Here is a 19,031-nt window from a genome sequence, read left to right as displayed (position 1 = left end):
AAAACGAAATCACTCGACATCGGATCACCTCCTTTCGATTTGTTGAACACGCCCTCATGATGGGGTGTCGATCTGCAAATGGCAAGGCGCCATCGTGAAAATGCGGTGCGCGTTTGCCGCTAACTGCTTGCGGCTATCCGATCGGACAGGCAATGTCGCTGCCGGATCGTCAGGGGCTGAGCAGGAGGAACGGGGATGGAGGCAGCCGAGAGAGCCGCACGGATCGTTCGAACGGTTATCGAGACGTTGAAGCCGGGTTTCGCGGTCAAGCTGTGGAACGGCGAGCGGATCGGCCCCGCCACCGGCCCCGTGGTCACCATCAACGACCAGGACATCGTCTGGCAGGTGATGCGGCGGCCCAACCTCTCGACGCTGATCGAAATGTGGATTTCCAAGACCATCGACGTGGAAGACGGGTCGCTGTTCGATTTCTACGCTCTGCCTGCGCAGGGCAAGCTCAGGGCGAAGCTCAAGTCGTTGCCCAAGCTCGCGGTCCTGCGCGACCTGCCGGCCGTGCTGTTTTCGAGAAAACAGATGACGGCGCGGACCGACCTTTCTGGGCGCAACCCCTTCGTCAGCGGGTCGAACAGGCAAGCAATCCAGCACCACTACGACATTTCGAACGCCTTCTACCGGCTCTTCCTCGATGAACGCATGGTCTATAGCTGCGGCTATTTCACCGATTTCGCCAATGGCATCGACCAGGCGCAGAAAGACAAGCTCGATCATATCTGCCGCAAGCTCCGGCTGAAGCCCGGCGAAAGGCTGCTCGACATCGGCTGCGGCTGGGGAGCCATGCTCATCCATGCCGCGAAAAATTACGGCGTCGTCGGCCATGGCGTCTCGCTGTCGGAAGCCCAGACCCAGCTCGCCCGCGAGCGCATCCGTGCTGAGGGACTGGAGGATCGCATCACCATCGAGATAAAGTCCTATGCCGAGCTGTCCGGCTCCTTCGACAAGATCTCGTCGATCGGCATGTTCGAGCATCTGGGGCTGGCCAACCACGCCGCCTATTTCTCGACCATTCGTCGCCTGCTCAAGCCGGGCGGCATCTATCTGCATCACGCCATCACCCGGCGCGACAAGGGCAGCATCAAGAAGACCTTGCGCAAGGGCCCGGAATTCAAAGCGCTGATCAAATACATCTTTCCCGGCGGCGAACTCGACACGATCGGCATGACGCTTGGCAATCTCGAAGCGCACGGCTTTCTTGTCTACGATGTCGAGAATTTGCGCGAGCACTACGCCCGCACCTGCCGTCTGTGGGCCGAGCGCCTCCACGCACGCTTCGACGAAGCGATCGCCGAGGTCGGCGAAGCCAAGGCGCGCCTCTGGCTGCTTTATCTCACCGGCTGCTCGATCACTTTCGAACGCGCCTCGGCGCAGATTTTCCAGACCGTCGTCACCAAGCGCGCGCGGGGCCCGAGCGGACTGCCGCCGACGCGGGCGGACCTTTATCAGTAGAGCGCCAGCGAGCCGATCTCATCCGATGGGGTTTCCGACGACCGTCGACCGGATGTTTCTTATGCCCGCTTGTTCTGCCGGTTGGCGATGAGGTCGTCGACGACCGCCGGGTCGGCCAGCGTCGAGGTATCGCCGAGCGCGGCAAAATCGTCCTCGGCGATCTTGCGCAGGATGCGACGCATAATCTTGCCCGATCGGGTTTTCGGCAGGCCCGGAGCGAACTGGATCTTGTCGGGCGTGGCGATGGCGCCGATGTCCTTGCGGACGTGGGTGACAAGTTCCTTGCGCAACGCCTCGTCCGGCTTCTCGCCGGCCATCAATGTGACGTAGCAGTAGATGCCCTGGCCCTTGATGTCGTGGGGGTAGCCGACGACGGCGGCTTCGGAGACTTTCTCGTGCGAAACCAGCGCCGATTCGACCTCGGCCGTGCCCATGCGGTGGCCGGAGACGTTGATGACGTCGTCGACCCGGCCGGTGATCCAGTAGTAGCCGTCGGCGTCGCGGCGGCAGCCGTCGCCGGTAAAATATTTGCCCTTGTAAGTGGAAAAATAGGTCTGCACGAAGCGCTCGTGGTCGCCGTAGACGGTGCGCATCTGGCCCGGCCACGAATCGGCGATGCAGAGGTTGCCGCTGGCAACGCCTTCCAGCTCCTTGCCGTCGCCGTCGACCAGTTGCGGCTTGACGCCGAAGAACGGCAGCGTCGCCGAACCTGCCTTGAGCGGGGTGGCGCCGGGCAGCGGCGTGATCAGGATGCCGCCGGTCTCGGTCTGCCACCAGGTGTCGACAATCGGCACCTTGCCGTTACCGACGATGTTGAAATACCACTCCCAGGCTTCCGGATTGATCGGCTCGCCGACCGTGCCGAGCACGCGCAACGATTTGCGCGAGGTTTTGGCGACATGGGCGTCGCCGGCGCCCATCAGGGCGCGCAACGCCGTCGGCGCGGTGTAGAAGATGTTGACCTTGTGCTTGTCGATGACCTCCCAGAAGCGGGATTGCGAGGGATAGTTCGGCACGCCTTCGAACATCAGCGTGGTGGCGCCGTTGGCGAGCGGCCCGTAGACGATATAGCTGTGACCGGTGACCCAGCCGACATCGGCGGTGCACCAGTAGATGTCGCCGTCGTGATAGTCGAAGACATATTGGTGGGTCATCGAGACGTAGACGAGATAGCCGGCCGTGGTGTGCAGAACGCCCTTCGGCTTGCCGGTCGAGCCCGATGTGTAGAGGATGAACAGCGGGTCCTCGGCCTTCATCTTCTCCGGCTTGCATTCCGCCTTAACCGTCGCGATCTCGTCATGGTACCAGACGTCGCGTCCGGCCACCCAGCCGGTCTTGCCGCCGGTGCGGCGCACGACGACGACCTTTTCGACTTTCGTTCCGGCCTTGGCGGCGATCTCGATCGCCTTGTCGGTGTTGTCCTTCAACGGGATCGGCTTGCCGCCGCGCAGGCCCTCGTCGGCGGTGATCACGAAGCTTGATTTGCAGTCGTCGATGCGGCCCGCCAGCGCGTCCGGTGAGAAGCCGCCGAAGACCACCGAATGGATGGCGCCGATGCGCGTGCAGGCAAGCATCGCATAGGCGGCTTCCGGGATCATCGGCATGTAGATGGTGACGCGGTCGCCTTTTTTGACGCCGTGCTTCTTCATCACATTGGCGAGCCGGCAGACATGCGAGTGGAGCTCGTTATAGGTGATCTTCCTGTCATCGTAGGGATTGTCGCCTTCCCAGATGATGGCGGTCTGGTCGCCGCGCTTCTTCAGATGCCGGTCGATGCAGTTCCAGGAAACATTGGTCTCGCCATCCTCGAACCATTTGATCGAGACCTTGCCGTCGAAGGAGGTGTTCTTGACCTTGCTGTAGGGCTTGAACCAGTCGATGCGCTTGCCGTGCTTGCCCCAGAACTTGTCCGGGTTCTTCACGCTGTCGGCGTACCATTTCAAATAGGTGTCTTTATCGATCAGCGCATTCTTCTTCCACGCCGGCTGGACGCGATGGACATGAACCTCGGACATATCTTTGCTTTCCTCCCGAAACCAGGCCGCCCGGCTTGACCGCCGGCGGCATCGCGGCGAAGCGGCCGCGAATTCGCGCGCATTATTAACAGTTCCGCGGTGACGGCAACATTAGACGTTGGATTCGCGCGGCGGGATGCCGCAGAGATTTGAGTTGCAGCTATCAGCACTCGACCACGATCGCTGCTAACTGCATGTTTTTGTGTCGTAAATCCGGCCTCTAACTACGAAATATCAATAGACGATTAAGCAAATTGCGGGCACAATTTCAAATTGGGAGGAAGGAGAATCAACCGGGGGACCGCGATGCGTGACCATTCCGAAATGGACCTGATGCTCAAGGGCTATGGCTTGACCACGGCCAAAATCCTTTATCATTTTCCCGATCATCCGCATCTGCTGCAGAGCTTCATCTGGCAGGACTACGACATCGCTCCGAAATTTCCGGTGCTGATCCGGTTCATCGAGTTCTGGCAGGCCAAGCTCGATGGTCCGCTGCATTCGGTGAGCTATACGCACCAGAAGCTGATCGCGCCCAATGAGTGGCGGAAGCTCGATGGCGAGTTCGTGCTGCATTAGGGCAACGGCGCAGGTTCTGGCGGGCTGCTTGCATGATGGATTCCGCATGCCTTGGTGATTGGCGGAAACATCTCGGAGCTTCGTCATCCTGGGGTCTGCGCCGCGTCGCTTCGCTCCTTGCTCCGCCCAGGGATGACGAAGTTGGGGAGGCTTCGGCTAGTCCCGAATGTTTATGATGGTCACCCGAACGAGCGATCGAGACTCTCAGACCGCAGGCTGGCTCAGCCGGGCAAAACCCTCCTGCCGGCGATACGGAAAATACGGATAGGCTGCGGTCACCGCGCTTGCCGCGTCGAGCGTCTTGATCTGGTCGGATGTCAATGACCAACCGACGGCACCAAGATTCTGGCGCAGCTGTTCCTCGGTGCGCGCCCCGATAATGACCGAGGCGACGGTCGGCCGCTGCAGCAACCAGTTGATGGCGATCTGCGGCACGGTCTTGCCGGTTTCCCTGGCCACGGCTTCGAGCGCATCGACAACCCTGTAGAGCAACTCGTCTTCGACCGGCGGCCCGAAGCTTGCGGTGTCGTGCAGCCGGCTTTTTTCCGGCAGTGGCTCGCCGCGGCGGATCTTGCCGGTCAGGCGGCCCCAGCCGAGCGGGCTCCATACCAGCGCGCCAACGCCCTGGTCGAGGCCGAGCGGCATCAACTCCCATTCATAGTCGCGCCCGACCAGCGAATAGTAGACCTGATGGGCGACGTAGCGCGGGTAGCCGTGCTTGTCCGCCAGGGCGAGCGATTTCATTACTTGCCAGCCGGAAAAGTTGGAGACGCCGACATGGCGCAGCTTGCCGGCGCGCACGAGACTGTCCAGCGTCGACAGCACCTCCTCGATCGGCGTTGCGGCGTCGAAAGCATGCAGCTGCAGCAGGTCGATGTAATCGGTGCCGAGACGCTTGAGCGCGTGCTCGACCGCGTTGATGAGGCGCGATCGGGAGGAGCCGGCATCATTGGGTCCGTCGCCCATCGGCAGCGAGGTCTTGGTCGAAATCAGCACGGCATCGCGGCGGCCCTTGACGGCCGCGCCGAGCACTTCCTCGGAGGCGCCGTTCGAATAGACGTCGGCGGTGTCGAACAGGTTGACGCCGGCCTCCAGGCAGATGTCGACCAGCCGCCGCGCTTCCGTCGCATCGCTGTTGCCCCAGGCGCCGAACAGCGGCCCCGAACCGCCGAAGGTTCCAGCGCCGAACGAGAGCGCCGGAACCTTCAGGCCCGAGGCGCCAAGACGTCGATAATCCATCTTTTTCTCCTGTGATGTCTAAGGGGTTCGTCGGGTTGCTACGAGCGGGCAGATGCCGGTTCTCCAAGCGTCGGGCGATCGAGGCGCAGCGCCCGCCACGCCACGGCGAGCGCCGAGAGCGGCAGCAGGGCGGCGACCCAGGTGACGGCGCCAAGGCCGGGGCCATGCGCGATGACCATGCCGCCGAGCCAGGCGCCGGCGGCGTTGCCGAGGTTGAAGGCGGCGATGTTGAAGGACGAGGCGAGGCTCTGGCCGGCGCCTTCAGCCTTTTCCAGCACCCACATCTGCAGCGGCGCTACGGTGGCGAAGGCGGCGGCGCCGAGCAGGCCGACATGGATGACAGCCATCGCCCGGCTGTGCAGGGCTAAGGTCATCGTGCCGAGCACCAGCGCCAGCACAACGAGACTGCCGAGGACGGAAGGCACCAGCCAGCGGTCGGCGAACTTGCCGCCGGCGAGATTGCCGGCGATGAGGCCGCCGCCGAAGACAAGCAGGATCGGCGACACCGCCGCTTCCGCAAAACCGGTGATCTCGGTCAGCAAGGGGGCGATATAGGTGAAGACGGCGAAGACGCCGGCATAGCCAAGCACGGTGGTGGCGAAGCCAAGCAGAACCGGGGCGCGGCCGAGCACGGCGAGATCGCCGCGCAGGTCGCTCTTTTCCAGCGCTGCCGGGCTGCGCGGCACCAGCAGGAGAATGATGGCGAAGACGACGATGCCGACCAGGGTTACAGCCCAGAAGGTCGCCCGCCAGCCGAAGGCCTGGCCGAGCCAGGTGCCGAAGGGCACGCCGAGGATGTTGGCGATGGTCAGGCCGGTGAACATCAGGGCGATCGCCGAGGCCTTCCTGTTGGGGGCGACCAGCCCGGTCGCAACCACCGCACCAACGCCGAAGAAGGTGCCGTGGGCGAAGGCGGTGAGCACACGGGCAGCCATCAGCGTCCAGTAGTCGGGGGCCAGCGCGCAGGCGAGGTTGCCCAGCGTGAAGACCGCCATCAGCACCAGAAGCACGGTCTTGCGCGGCCAGCGGCCGGTGGCGATCGTCAGCAGCGGCGCGCCGATGACGACGCCCAGCGCATAGCCGGAGATCAACTGGCCGGCGGCCGAGATCGAGACGCCGAGATAGGTGCTGACGTCGAGCAGCAGGCCCATAATGACGAATTCGGTGACACCGATGCCGAACGCACCGGCGGCGAGAGCATAAAGTGCAAGAGGCATTGCGGTTCCCACTCCGATGACAGCAGTTTTGACGACAGGACGCCGTGTCCTCCTGCGTCCCGACCCGGAAGATCGTGTTGCCATGTGCTGTGAACCAGCCTTGCGTCGGGCACATTATCTGTGAAATAGATTCACGAATGGCGAGGCCTGACATCAACCGCTCCGGCGAGATCGAAGTGTTTGTCCGTGTCGTCGAAGCGGGCAGTTTTTCGGCTGCGGCGCGGATGCTGCGGATGACGCCGTCGGCGGTGAGCAAGCTGATTGCGCGGCTTGAGGCGCGGCTTGGCGCGCGGCTGATCAGCCGTTCGACGCGCAAGCTGCAACTGACACCGGAGGGAGCGGCGTTCTTCGACAGCGGCGTGCGCATCCTGGCCGACATGGCGGCAGCCGAGCGCGAGGCGGCAGCTGGTGCTGCGCCGCGCGGCCGGCTGCGGGTCAACAGCTACGTGCCGTTCGGGCAGCACCGGCTGATCCCGCTGTTGCCGCGCTTTCTCGAACGCTATCCGGAAGTCGCCATCGATCTGGTTTTGACCGACAATGTCATCGACCTGATGGAGGAGCGCGCCGATGTCGCCATCCGCGCCGGGCCGCTCGGCGAGTCACGTTTGGTGGCGCGCAAGCTCGGGCAGAGCCGGCTGGTCGTCGTCGCCGCGCCATCGTACATCAGGACGCATGGCGCGCTCCAAACGCCGGCCGATCTCGATCATCACAATCGGATGGGTTTCTGCTTCATGCGTCATGTCGACGGTTGGCCCTTCGTCGGTTCGGCCGGCGAGGCCCTCATCGTCCCGATCACCGGAAACGCGCTGGTCAGCGACGGCGAGGCGATGCGGCTGATGGCGCTCTCGGGCGCTGGCATCGCCCGGCTGGCGCGCTGGCATGTGGAGCCCGACATCGCCGCCGGTCGGCTGGTCCCGCTTCTGGAGGACTTCAACCCCGGCGACGAGGAGCTTACCCATGCTGTTTACGTCGGCCAGGGCAAACATTTGCCGGCGCGAGTGCGGGCCTTTCTCGACTTTCTTGTCGAGACGGTCCGGCTGAGCTGAGCCCAAAAGATCGGGAGCCCGCCGGCTCCCGAAATCGAAGATGAGATTGAGTTACTTTTTCGCCGCAAAGGGTGCCGGACGCCGGCCAGCCGCCTGGCGCTCGAGCATCCAGCCCGGATATTCGGATGGCAGCGCGCTGACTTCGTCGAGACGAGCAAGATCGTCGCTGTCGAGCTTCAACGCGGTGGCGGCAAGGTTCTGTTCGAGCTGCTCCATGCGGCTGGCGCCGATGATCACGCTCATCACGAAAGGCTTGGCCAAGACATAGCCAAGTGCCACCGTGGCGACGCTGGCGCCGTGCTTGCCGGCGATCTCGCGCATGACGGCGACCGCCGCCCAGGCGCGGTCTTCATTGACCGGCGGGAAATTGAAGCTGGCGCGGCGGCCCTCGCCATTGCCGGGCGCGCCGGGTCCGTATTTGCCGGAAAGCAGCCCGCCCGCCATCGGCGACCAGACCATCAGCCCAAGCTTCTCCTCGTTGAGCAGCGGCACGATCTCGCGCTCCAGATCGCGGCCGGCGATCGAATAGTAGGACTGAACCGTCTCAAAACGGGCAAAGCCCTTGCGTTCGGCGATGCCCAATGCCTTGGCGATGCGCCAGGCCGCCCAGTTCGAGACGCCGACATAGCGGACCTTACCGCTGGCAACCAGATCGTCGAGCGCCCTGAGCGTCTCGTCGATCGGCGTTGCCGCGTCGGTGCCGTGCAACTGATAGAGATCGATATGGTCCAGTTGCAGCCGTTCGAGACTGCCGTCGACCGAATCCATGATGTGGCCGCGCGAGGAGCCGCGCTGGTTGGGGCCGTCGCCCATGGCGCCATAGACTTTGGTGGCGATGATCACGTCCTGCCGCTCGATGCCGAGATTGCGCAGCGACTGGCCGAGAAATCGTTCCGATGCGCCGAAGGAATAGACATCGGCCGTGTCGAAGAAATTGATGCCGGCGGCGAGCGAGCGCTGGACGATCCTGTCGACGCCATCCTGGTCGAGGCTGGCGATCAGGCCCCATTGGTTGTTTTGGTCGGCGGCGCCGAAGGTCATGGTGCCGAGACACAGTTCGGAGACAAACATCCCCGTGTTTCCAAGTTGATTGTAACGCATGGTGGCTCCGGAAAGTTTTGGAATGATCCGTCGATATAGGAACGATACGTTTCGTTTCTATATGTTGGCGTAACGGCCTGGTGGTTCTGGACCGAGCGCCGCGACCGACGATCCGGTGCAACGGGGAACAGGCTGATCACTAAACTGCCGCTAAAATGCCCGCTAGCGGCTGCCGAAGATCGCCGAGCCGACCCTAATGCTGGTTGCACCGAAGGCGATCGCGGTTTCATAGTCGCCGGACATGCCCATCGAGAGCGCCTCCACCCCTGCCTCCGTGCCGAGCTTTTCCAGCAGCGCGAAATGCGGGCCGGGATTCTCATCGGCCGGCGGAATGCACATCAGGCCTTCGATGGCGAGGCCATGAACCTCGCGGCAGCGCGTAACGAAGGGTACGGCTTCGCGCGGCTCGATGCCTGCCTTTTGCGGTTCCGAGCCGGTGTTGACCTGAACGTAGAGTTTTGGTGACCGGCCTTGCCTGGCGATTTCCTTGGCGAGTTCGGCGGCGATCTTCTCGCGATCGACCGTCTCGATGACGTCGAACAGGGCGACTGCTTCCTTCGTCTTGTTCGATTGCAGCGGACCGATCAGGTGCAGCTCGATGTCGGGGAAGGCTTGCTTCAGCGCTGGCCATTTGGCTTGTGCTTCCTGGACGCGGTTCTCGCCGAAGACGCGCTGCCCGGCGTCGATGACCGGGCGGATATCGTCGGCGCTGAAGGTCTTCGAGACCGCGACCAGCGTCACCGCGCCGGCTTGCCGTCCTGCCTCGCGCTCGGCGGCGGCGATCCTCGCCTTGACCGTGAAAAACTGTTCGACGGCGCTCGCCATGCCTATATCCTGACTCTGGTTTTTGTCCTGGCCGGGGCGTCGCAGTTGACGGGTCCGGCAATCCATGGTGAACACCGCGACGACATTTCCTGAGCCGCCGGGCGTGTCCGGCTGTTCGCGCATGCTTTTTAAGTGAAAAACACCCAATGGCAACCGAACGATACAATCCGCGCGCATCAGAGCCCAAATGGCAGAAGGCCTGGGACGCCAAGAAGCTGTTCGAGGCTGACAACGACGACCCGCGTCCGAAATACTACGTGCTCGAGATGTTTCCGTATCCGTCGGGGCGCATCCATATCGGCCATACCCGCAACTACACGATGGGCGACGTGGTGGCGCGCTACAAGCGGGCCAAGGGTTTCAACGTGCTGCACCCGATGGGCTGGGACGCCTTCGGCATGCCGGCCGAGAACGCGGCGATGCAGAACAAGGTCCATCCCAAGGACTGGACCTATCAGAACATCGCCGCCATGCGCGAGCAGCTCAAGGTCATGGGCCTGTCGCTCGACTGGGCGCGCGAATTCGCCACCTGCGATGTTGACTACTACCACCGCCAGCAGATGCTGTTCCTCGATTTCGTCGAGAAGGGGCTGGTGACGCGCAAATCCTCCAAGGTCAACTGGGATCCGGAGGACATGACGGTGCTTGCCAACGAGCAGGTCATCGACGGACGCGGCTGGCGCTCCGGTGCGCTGGTCGAACAGCGCGAGCTGACGCAGTGGTTCTTCAAGATCACCGACTATGCGCAGGACCTGCTGGACTCGCTGGAAGGCCTCGACGAATGGCCGGAAAAAGTGAAGCTGATGCAGGCGAACTGGATCGGCCGTTCGGAAGGCCTGCTGATCCGCTGGCCGCTGGCCGCGCCGATTGCTGGCGAGGATGAGCTGGAGGTCTACACGACGCGGCCTGACACCATCTTCGGCGCCTCCTTCATGGCGGTCGCAGTTGACCATCCGCTGGCCAAGAAGGCGGTCGAAAACAATCCGGCGCTGGCCAAGTTCATCGACGAGGTTCGCCACATGGGCACTTCGGTGGCGGCGCTGGAAACGGCCGAAAAAAAGGGCATGGATACCGGTATACGAGTCGTCCATCCGTTCGATGCGAACTGGACGCTGCCTGTCTATGTCGCCAATTTCGTGCTGATGGAGTACGGCACCGGCGCCATATTCGGTTGCCCGTCCGGTGACCAGCGCGACCTCGACTTCGCTAACAGATATGGGCTGCCGGTCATTCCGGTGGTGATGCCGGAAGGCGAGATCCAGGGAAACTTTCAGATCATCGACGAGGCCTATGTCGGCGACGGCGTGATGATCAATTCGCGCTTCCTCGACGGCATGAAGCCTGATCAGGCGTTCGACGAAGTGGCCAAGCTGCTGGAACAAAAGACCATCGGCAACCGGCCGATGGCCGAGCGCAAGGTCAACTTCCGCCTGCGCGACTGGGGCATTTCGCGCCAGCGCTACTGGGGCTGCCCGATCCCGATGATCCATTGCGAGGATTGCGGCGTGGTGCCGGTGCCGAAGGCGGACCTGCCGGTCAAGCTTCCCGACGACATCGAGTTCGACCGGCCGGGCAATCCGCTCGATCGCCATCCGACATGGCGGCATGTCAAATGCCCGCAATGCGGCAAGGATGCACGCCGCGAAACCGACACGATGGACACGTTCGTCGATTCGTCGTGGTATTTCGCGCGCTTCACCGCGCCCCGGGCGAACGACCCAACCGATCCCAAGGCAGCTACCGAATGGCTGCCGGTCGACCAGTATATTGGCGGCATCGAGCACGCCATTTTACACCTGCTCTATTCGCGCTTCTTCACCCGCGCCATGCGTGAGACCGGCCATGTCGACCTCGCCGAGCCGTTCAGGGGCCTGTTCACGCAAGGCATGGTGGTGCACGAGACCTATCGGGTCGGCAGTGGCGCGAACAGCCGCTGGCTTGCGCCCAGCGAGGTGCGGCTGGAGGACGTCGATGGCAAGCGCCGCGCCATAGAAATCGCGACCGGCGAAGAGGCGGTGATCGGCCCGCTCGAAAAAATGTCGAAGTCGAAGAAGAACACGGTGAGCCCCGAAGAGATCACCGACGGCTACGGCGCCGACACCGCGCGCTGGTTCATGCTGTCGGACTCGCCGCCCGAACGTGACGTCGAATGGACCGACGAGGGCGCCGCCGGCGCGCACCGCTTCATCCAGCGCATCTGGCGCCTGGTGTCGACAGCCGCCGAATCGCTCGCCGGAATCCAGCCGGCAGCGGCGAAGCAGGGCGAGGCAGGGATTGTTTCCAAGGCCGCGCACAAGATCCTGAAATCGGTGGGCGAGGACATTGAAAAGCTCGCCTTCAACCGCGCCATCGCCCGCATCTACGAACTCGCCAATGCGCTCAACACGCCGCTCAACGAGGCGGCCGAAGGCAAGGCCGATCCGGCGCTCAAGGCTTCTTGCCGGCAAGCCGTCGACATCCTCGTGCATTTGATTGCGCCGGTCATGCCGCATCTGGCCGAGGAATGCTGGCAGGCGCTCGGCGGCACCGATCTGGTCGCCGAACGGCCCTGGCCTGTCTTTGATCCGTCGCTTGTCGTCGACAGCGAGATCGTGCTGCCGGTCCAGGTCAACGGCAAGAAGCGCGGCGATTTGACAATTGCCCGCGACGCGGACCAAGGTGCCGTCGAAAAAGCGGTTCTGGCTCTCGACTTCGTGCAGAAAGCGCTCGAAGGTAAGGCACCGCGCAAGGTGATCATCGTCCCGCAGAGGATCGTCAATGTCGTTGCCTGATCCGAGGAAGACAGAAGTGACGCACTTGCTGCGCCGTGCCGCGCTGTATGGGCTGGTCGCTTCGGTTGCGCTGGTTTCGGCCTGCACGGTGCGCCCGCTCTATTCGAGCGCGCCGCTGTCGGCCGGTTCGCAAGTTGGCGCTGCCGCCGAACTCGGGTCCATCTCGGTCAAGCCGGTCAACACGCGCTACGCCCAGCAGGTCCGCAACAATCTGATTTTCGCGCTCGGCCAGGGTGCGGGCGAGCCGGCGTCGCCCGCCTATTCGCTCGATCTCGGCGTTACCGAACTTATTGAATCCGCTGCAAAGGTGCAGGTCACGACCGATGACGACGAACCAACCGCGGGCACGGTGACACTGACCGCGAATTATGTGCTGACCGACGCCAGGACCGGCACGACGATCGCGACCGGCAAGCGCTCGATAGCGTCGTCCTTCGACCGGCCCCGTCAGGAGTTCGCCTCCTACCGGGCGCAAATCGACGCCGAGAACCGCGCGGCGCGCGAACTGGCGGACCTGCTGCGCCTGTCGATCGCCCAGGCTCTGGTCAAGCACGGCAAGACGGTGGCGGGTTAGCGCCGTTCGGCCTGGATCAAGACGTTCCGGCTACCGCCGAGGCCTGATTGCTGGCGCAAAAAAAGGCCGATTGCTCGGCCTTTTTTTACGGGAACACGGCGTTTTGATTTCAGCCGATCTTCTTGATTTCAGCCGATTTTCTGGCCGGTCTTGGCCCAGTCAGCAAGGAACTGCTCCAGGCCCTTGTCGGTCAGCGGGTGCTTGACCAGCGCCTTCAGCGTCGCCGGCGGCGCGGTGATGACGTCGGCGCCGATCAGTGCGGCCTGCTTGACGTGATTCACCGTTCGCACCGAGGCGGTGAGGATCTCGGTCTGGAAATCATAATTGTCGTAGATGGTGCGGATATCGGCGATCAGTTCCATGCCGTCCCAGCCGCTGTCGTCGATGCGGCCGACGAAGGGCGAGATGAAGGAGGCGCCGGCCTTGGCGGCGAGCAGCGCCTGGGTAGCCGAGAAGCACAGCGTGACATTGACCATGCGGCCGTCCGAGCGGATGTCCTTGCAGGCCCTCAGGCCGTCGAGCGTCAGCGGCACCTTGATGCAGACGTTGTCGGCGATCCTGGCCAGGATCTTGGCCTCCGCCATCATGTCCTTGTATTCGGTGGCGACGACTTCGGCCGAGACCGGGCCCTTGACGATCTCGCAGATCTCTCTGGTGACTTCGGCGATCTTGCCGCCGGATTTGAGGATCAGCGAAGGATTGGTGGTGACGCCGTCGAGCAGCCCCAAATCGTTCAGTTCACGGATTTCCTTGACATCGGCGGTGTCGACAAAAAATTTCATGACGGTCTCCTGAAGATTTTTATCGCATCGGCCCGAAAATCGAATCGATTTTCGGAAGCACGATGCGAGGTTTAAAGTTCTAGAGCGTACTTTGTGCGTCCGGATGGACGCACGTCGCTCTAGTGCATGTCATGCACCTCTGGGGGTCGGACTTTGATCTAGACGAAAGTCGGGGCAAGGTCACGCCTCATGATGGAAGATTCGCCCTTTGTCGCGGCCGCACCGGTGCTGGTGCCGATGCCCGCCGAGCGGCCCTACACCTATGCCGTGCCCGCCGGCATGCGCGTGGTGCCGGGCTCGATCGTGCGCGTGCCGCTCGGTCCGCGCCAGGTTGCCGGCATCGTCTGGGACGGTGCCGTCGAAAAGGTCGATGCCAAAAAACTGCGCTCGATTGAGCAGGTCTTCGACTGCCCGCCGATCGACCGCGCCATGCGCCGCTTCGTCGACTGGATCGCGCAATACACGCTGTCGCCGCCCGGCATGGTGGCGCGCATGCTGCTGCGGGCGCCGGAGGCCTTCGACCCGGAACCGTGGATCGAAGGCCTGCAACGCACCTTGGCCAGACCCGACCGTGTGACGGATGCGAGGATGCGCGTGCTGGAGACAGCCGAAGGCGGGCTCGCCTGGACGCGGTCCGGGCTGGCGCATGCGGCCGGCGTGTCGTCGACGGTCATCGACGGGCTGAAGGCGCAAGGCGTGTTCGAGACCGTCATGATCCCGCCGCGACCGGTGGTCGCAGCACCCGACCCAGGCTACGCCCAACCATCGCTGATGCCGGACCAGCGCGATGCAGCCGAGATGCTGCGCAGCAATGTCGCGGCCGGCGCATTCGGCGTCACGCTGCTCGACGGGGTGACCGGATCGGGCAAGACCGAGGTCTATTTCGAGGCGGTGTCGGCGGCGCTCGACCGCGGCAGGCAGGTGCTGATCCTGCTGCCGGAGATCGCGCTGACCCACGCTTTCCTCGAGCGCTTCCAGGAACGGTTCGGCGCCAAGCCGGCCGAATGGCACTCGGACCTGCCGCCAAGAATGCGCGAGCGTGTCTGGCGGCAGGTGGCGGAAGGTGGCGTGCGCGTCGTTGCCGGCGCGCGTTCGGCGCTGTTTTTGCCGTTCAGGGAGCTTGGGCTGATCGTCGTCGACGAGGAGCACGACCCCGCCTACAAGCAGGAAGACCGCGTCTTCTACAATGCCCGCGACATGGCGGTGGTGCGCGGCCACATCGGCGGCTTTCCGGTCGTGCTCGCCTCGGCGACACCGTCGGTCGAAAGCCGGGTCAACGCGAGCCAAGGTCGCTATAGCAGGGCGGTGCTTTCGGCGCGCTTTGCCGAGGCGGCGCTTCCCGACCTGAAGACGATCGACATGCGCCGCGCCCCGCCGGCACGCGGCGGCTTCCTGTCGCCGGTGCTGCTTGGCCATATGCGCCAGACACTGGAGAAGAAGGAACAGTCACTGCTGTTCCTCAACCGGCGCGGCTATGCGCCGCTGACGCTGTGCCGGGTGTGCGGCCATCGCTTCGGTTGCCCGGTCTGCTCGGCCTGGCTGGTCGAGCACCGCTTTCGCGGCCAGCTCGTCTGCCACCATTGCGGGCACAATGAGCGGCGGCCCGAGGCCTGCCCGGAATGCGGCACGCTCGACCATCTGGTCGCCTGCGGGCCGGGCGTCGAGCGCATCGCCGAAGAAGTCGTCGCGCATTTCCCCGACGCCCGCACCATAGTCCTGTCGTCCGACCTGATGGGCGGCGTGCGGCGGCTGAGGCTGGAGCTTGAAGCCATCGCAAATGGCGAGGCCGACATCGTCATCGGCACGCAGCTCGTCGCCAAGGGCCACAATTTCCCCAACATGACACTGGTTGGCGTGGTCGACGCCGACCTCGGCCTGGCCAATGGCGATCCGCGCGCCGCCGAGCGCACCTTCCAGCTGCTCAGCCAGGTGACCGGCCGCGCCGGCCGCACCGGCAAGAAGAGTCTTGGCCTGCTGCAGACCTTCCAGCCCGACCACCCGGTCATGCGGGCGATCGTCTCCGGCGACGCCGAGGCTTTTTACGAGCGCGAGATCGCCGAGCGCGAGCGGGCGGTGCTGCCGCCTTTCGGCCGGCTCGCCGGCGTCATCGTCAGTGCTGCGACGCGGGCGGAAGCGGAGGGCCATGCGCGGGGTTTGCGGCGCGCCGCACCTCAGGCTGCCGACCTGTTCGTGCTCGGCCCGGCCGAGGCGCCGCTGTCGCTGATCGGCGGCCGCCATCGCTTTCGCCTGCTGATCCAGGGCGAACGGCGCGCCGACATTCAGGGGTTCATTCGCGCCATGCTGGCCGAGGGACCGAAGCTGCGGGGCTCGGTGCGCGTGCAGGTCGACATCGACCCGCAGAGCTTTTTGTGAGGCGTTTGGAGTTAGCCTAGTCAGCCGCAGGCGGGTCTTGCAATATATTCCAGCACCACACCTCGAGCGCCTCACTCCCTGTGTGGTCTCATGTGATCATAATGCATAGCGTTCCATAAAGGAGGAACAGCCCGTCATGAAGCTCTTGGTACGACGCGCATCCATACCGAGGCGGCGGTCGTGTTCGCGTTGGACTGATGCGCGCCCGTAATTCGTGACGCGCATCTGGCGCATGGCTCTTGCTTCGCTAGAATGCCCCGAAATTTCGAAACAGCCATTTGCGAGGGGACAGTATGGAATTTGCGTTTCCGTGGCCGATGAGCCAGGGCGAGTGGCTGGCGTGGTCGAGCGCCGTCGTGACCTTGCTGTTCGGGCTGATGTTGTTCCTGGCGCCGGCACTGGCTTTCCGGATACTCAGACTGCAGGTCAAGCCCGAAAAGGCGGCGGCGATCGCCGAAGCGCGCGGCAGGATGTCAGGCTTCTATCTCGGCGTCGGCCTGTGCTGCATTCTGCTGGCGCAACCGCTGCTCTACATGGCGCTTGGCTTTTCCTGGCTGTTCACCGCCTTCGGTCGCCTGCTGTCGATGATGTCGGACAGCGCCAACACACCTTTCAACTGGGCGTCCATCGTGGTCGAACTGGTGCTGGCGGCGCTGCCGCTTGCCTTCGCTTTCGGCTTTGTGCCTTGAATCAAAGGCTAATTCGGGACCGGCGGTCGAACCGCGCCGCCGGATGCGACAATAGTGCCTGAAAACCATGCGGGGCGACGCATTGCGGTCTTAAAATGCCTGTGCTAGACGGCAATCGACTTTCGGCCGGGGATAGCGGAAGCCGCGTCTTCGTGCTTGGAAAAATGCAGTAAGGTCAAAGATTTAGCCAGAGTTTTCGCTCGCGCCAATAATCTGCGGCCTGTCAGACAAGAGAAAAGACGGTCCGTGGCCCAATCGTCATCGCCAATCTCAGGTGTCGCAGAGCGCTATGCGGGTTCGCTGTTCGAGCTCGCGCTCCAGGCGAATTCGGTCGGCCAGGTCGAGGCCGACCTCAACAGTTTCGCGGCGATGCTCGAAGGCAGTGCTGATCTGACCCGCCTGATCAATAGTCCGGTGTTCTCCAGCGAGGACCAGGCCAAGGCCATTGCGGCGATCGCCGACAAGGCAGGGATCACCGGCCTTACCGGCAATTTCCTGCGCGTCGTTGCCCAGAACCGCCGTCTGTTCGCCATCCCCGGCATGATCAAGGCATTCCGCCAGATCGCCGCCGAGCATCGTGGCGAGACCGCCGCTGAAGTGACCTCGGCGCATGCGCTGACCGACGCCCAGCAAACCGAGCTGAAGGCGGCGCTGAAAAGCGTTGCCGGCAAGGATGTCGCGATCACCGTGACCGTCGATCCGTCGCTGCTCGGCGGGCTGGTGGTCAAGATAGGCTCGCGCCAGATCGATACGTCGCTCAAAACCAAACTCAATTCGCTCAAGCTTGCACTGAAAGAGGTCGGCTGATGGACATCCGCGCCGCGGAAATTTCCGCAATTCTGAAAGACCAGATCAAGAATTTCGGCAAGGAGGCCGAGGTCTCCGAAGTCGGCCAGGTTTTGTCCGTCGGTGACGGCATCGCCCGCGTCTATGGCCTCGACAATGTCCAGGCCGGCGAGATGGTCGAGTTCCCCGGCGGCATCCGCGGCATGGCACTCAATCTCGAAGCCGACAATGTCGGCGTCGTCATCTTCGGCGCCGACCGAGACATCAAGGAAGGCGACATCGTCAAGCGCACCGGCGCCATCGTCGACACGCCGGTCGGCATGGGCCTGCTCGGCCGCGTCGTCGATGCGCTCGGCAACCCGATCGACGGCAAGGGCCCGATCCAGGCGACCGAGCGCAAGCGCGTCGACGTCAAGGCGCCCGGCATCATTCCGCGCAAATCGGTGAACGAGCCGATGTCGACCGGCCTCAAGGCCATCGATGCGCTGATCCCGGTCGGCCGCGGCCAGCGCGAGCTGGTCATCGGCGATCGCCAGACCGGCAAGACCGCGATCATCCTCGACACGATGCTCAACCAGAAATCGGTGCACGAGCACGGCCCGGAGAAGGAAAAGCTCTACTGCGTCTACGTCGCCGTCGGCCAGAAGCGCTCGACCGTTGCGCAGTTCGTGAAAGTTCTCGAAGAGCGCGGCGCGCTCGATTATTCGATCATCATCGCCGCCACCGCTTCCGATCCGGCGCCGATGCAGTTCCTGGCGCCGTTCACCGCCTGCACGATGGGCGAATATTTCCGCGACAACGGCATGCACGCGCTGATCAGTTACGACGATCTGTCCAAGCAGGCCGTCGCCTATCGCCAGATGTCGCTGCTGCTGCGCCGCCCGCCTGGCCGCGAAGCCTATCCGGGCGACGTCTTCTACCTGCATTCGCGCCTTCTGGAGCGTGCCGCCAAGCTCAATGACGACAATGGCGGCGGTTCGCTGACGGCTCTGCCGATCATCGAGACCCAGGCCAACGACGTGTCGGCCTATATCCCGACCAACGTCATCTCGATCACCGACGGCCAGATCTTCCTGGAAACCAATCTGTTCTTCCAGGGCGTCCGCCCGGCGGTCAATGTCGGCCTGTCGGTGTCGCGCGTCGGCTCCTCGGCGCAGATCAAGGCGATGAAGCAGGTCGCCGGCTCGATCAAGGGCGAGCTCGCGCAGTACCGCGAAATGGCGGCCTTCGCCCAGTTCGGCTCCGACCTCGACGCCGCGACGCAGCGCCTGCTCAACCGCGGTGCACGCCTGACCGAACTCCTGAAGCAGCCGCAGTTCTCGCCGCTCAGGGTCGAAGAACAGGTCGCGGTGATCTTCGCCGGCGTCAACGGCTATCTCGACAAGTTGGCGATCGACCAGGTCAGCAAATTCGAGCATGGCTTGCTCAGCCACATGCGCTCGGCCGGCAAGGAGGTGCTCGACGGCATCCGCAAGGAGAAGGCGCTGTCGGACGATCTGCGCGCCAAGCTGAAGGCGGAGATCGACACCTTCGCCAAGACCTTTGCTTGAACGACGGCCGGACGGACGGG

General features: G+C 63.6%; 15 protein-coding genes. 9 read left to right on the top strand and 6 right to left on the bottom strand.

What is annotated here, in order from left to right; translation table 11 throughout:
- The first annotated feature begins 195 nt into the window (after positions 1–195).
- Entirely contained in the window at positions 196–1,464 is a 1,269-nt protein-coding gene (locus AC0L2B_RS25265; RefSeq protein ID WP_473747225.1) for a class I SAM-dependent methyltransferase, read from the top strand.
- Between the two features lie 59 nt (positions 1,465–1,523).
- Here AC0L2B_RS25265 and acs read toward each other — a convergent pair whose 3' ends face one another.
- Positions 1,524–3,479, bottom strand: a complete 1,956-nt coding sequence (gene acs / locus AC0L2B_RS25260) for an acetate--CoA ligase (RefSeq protein ID WP_473747224.1) — start codon at positions 3,477–3,479, stop codon at positions 1,524–1,526.
- 306 nt (positions 3,480–3,785) lie between these two features.
- Here acs and AC0L2B_RS25255 point away from each other — a divergent pair, with 306 nt between their 5' ends.
- Entirely contained in the window at positions 3,786–4,058 is a 273-nt protein-coding gene (locus AC0L2B_RS25255; protein ID WP_077380769.1) for an usg protein, read from the top strand.
- A gap of 204 nt (positions 4,059–4,262) precedes the next feature.
- Here AC0L2B_RS25255 and AC0L2B_RS25250 read toward each other — a convergent pair whose 3' ends face one another.
- Positions 4,263–5,297, bottom strand: coding sequence for an aldo/keto reductase (locus AC0L2B_RS25250; RefSeq protein WP_473747223.1), 1,035 nt, complete (start codon positions 5,295–5,297; stop codon positions 4,263–4,265).
- 38 nt (positions 5,298–5,335) lie between these two features.
- Positions 5,336–6,514 (bottom strand): MFS transporter, encoded by a 1,179-nt coding sequence (locus tag AC0L2B_RS25245; RefSeq protein ID WP_473747222.1) that lies wholly within the window; start codon positions 6,512–6,514, stop codon positions 5,336–5,338.
- Positions 6,515–6,651: 137 nt separating this feature from the next.
- Here AC0L2B_RS25245 and AC0L2B_RS25240 point away from each other — a divergent pair, with 137 nt between their 5' ends.
- Positions 6,652–7,560 (top strand): LysR family transcriptional regulator, encoded by a 909-nt coding sequence (locus tag AC0L2B_RS25240; protein ID WP_473747220.1) that lies wholly within the window; start codon positions 6,652–6,654, stop codon positions 7,558–7,560.
- Between the two features lie 51 nt (positions 7,561–7,611).
- Here AC0L2B_RS25240 and AC0L2B_RS25235 read toward each other — a convergent pair whose 3' ends face one another.
- Positions 7,612–8,661 carry an aldo/keto reductase gene (locus AC0L2B_RS25235; RefSeq protein ID WP_473747219.1) on the bottom strand — a complete coding sequence of 350 codons (1,050 nt, stop codon included), beginning with the start codon at positions 8,659–8,661 and terminating at the stop codon, positions 7,612–7,614.
- 162 nt (positions 8,662–8,823) lie between these two features.
- Entirely contained in the window at positions 8,824–9,486 is a 663-nt protein-coding gene (locus tag AC0L2B_RS25230) for a YggS family pyridoxal phosphate-dependent enzyme (RefSeq protein WP_473747217.1), read from the bottom strand.
- Positions 9,487–9,632: 146 nt separating this feature from the next.
- Here AC0L2B_RS25230 and leuS point away from each other — a divergent pair, with 146 nt between their 5' ends.
- Positions 9,633–12,257, top strand: a complete 2,625-nt coding sequence (gene leuS, locus AC0L2B_RS25225) for a leucine--tRNA ligase (protein ID WP_473747216.1) — start codon at positions 9,633–9,635, stop codon at positions 12,255–12,257.
- Positions 12,244–12,831 (top strand): LPS assembly lipoprotein LptE, encoded by a 588-nt coding sequence (locus tag AC0L2B_RS25220; protein WP_091600163.1) that lies wholly within the window; start codon positions 12,244–12,246, stop codon positions 12,829–12,831. The genes leuS and AC0L2B_RS25220 overlap by 14 nt, the downstream gene beginning before the upstream one ends.
- A gap of 128 nt (positions 12,832–12,959) precedes the next feature.
- Here AC0L2B_RS25220 and fsa read toward each other — a convergent pair whose 3' ends face one another.
- A complete protein-coding gene (gene fsa, locus AC0L2B_RS25215) occupies positions 12,960–13,613 on the bottom strand; it encodes a fructose-6-phosphate aldolase (protein ID WP_027154569.1) in 654 nt (217 codons plus the stop codon).
- Between the two features lie 189 nt (positions 13,614–13,802).
- On the opposite strand from fsa, the gene AC0L2B_RS25210 reads away from it, so the two are divergent.
- From AC0L2B_RS25210 to atpA, 4 genes are all read left to right on the top strand, one after another.
- Positions 13,803–15,986, top strand: a complete 2,184-nt coding sequence (locus tag AC0L2B_RS25210) for a primosomal protein N' (RefSeq protein WP_473747215.1) — start codon at positions 13,803–13,805, stop codon at positions 15,984–15,986.
- A gap of 293 nt (positions 15,987–16,279) precedes the next feature.
- Positions 16,280–16,675: an AGROH133_08824 family phage infection protein gene (locus AC0L2B_RS25205; RefSeq protein WP_473747214.1), complete on the top strand. Its 396-nt coding sequence runs from the start codon at positions 16,280–16,282 to the stop codon at positions 16,673–16,675.
- 246 nt (positions 16,676–16,921) lie between these two features.
- Positions 16,922–17,482, top strand: coding sequence for a F0F1 ATP synthase subunit delta (locus AC0L2B_RS25200; RefSeq protein ID WP_023800087.1), 561 nt, complete (start codon positions 16,922–16,924; stop codon positions 17,480–17,482).
- Positions 17,482–19,011 (top strand): F0F1 ATP synthase subunit alpha, encoded by a 1,530-nt coding sequence (gene atpA / locus AC0L2B_RS25195; RefSeq protein WP_023800086.1) that lies wholly within the window; start codon positions 17,482–17,484, stop codon positions 19,009–19,011. Before AC0L2B_RS25200 ends, atpA begins: the two co-directional genes overlap by 1 nt.
- Positions 19,012–19,031 lie beyond the last annotated feature (20 nt).

The organism is Mesorhizobium sp. WSM4815, assembly GCF_055811575.1.
The sequence above is the reverse complement of the archived record's forward strand: the minus strand, read 5'-3'. Positions and strand labels throughout refer to the sequence as shown.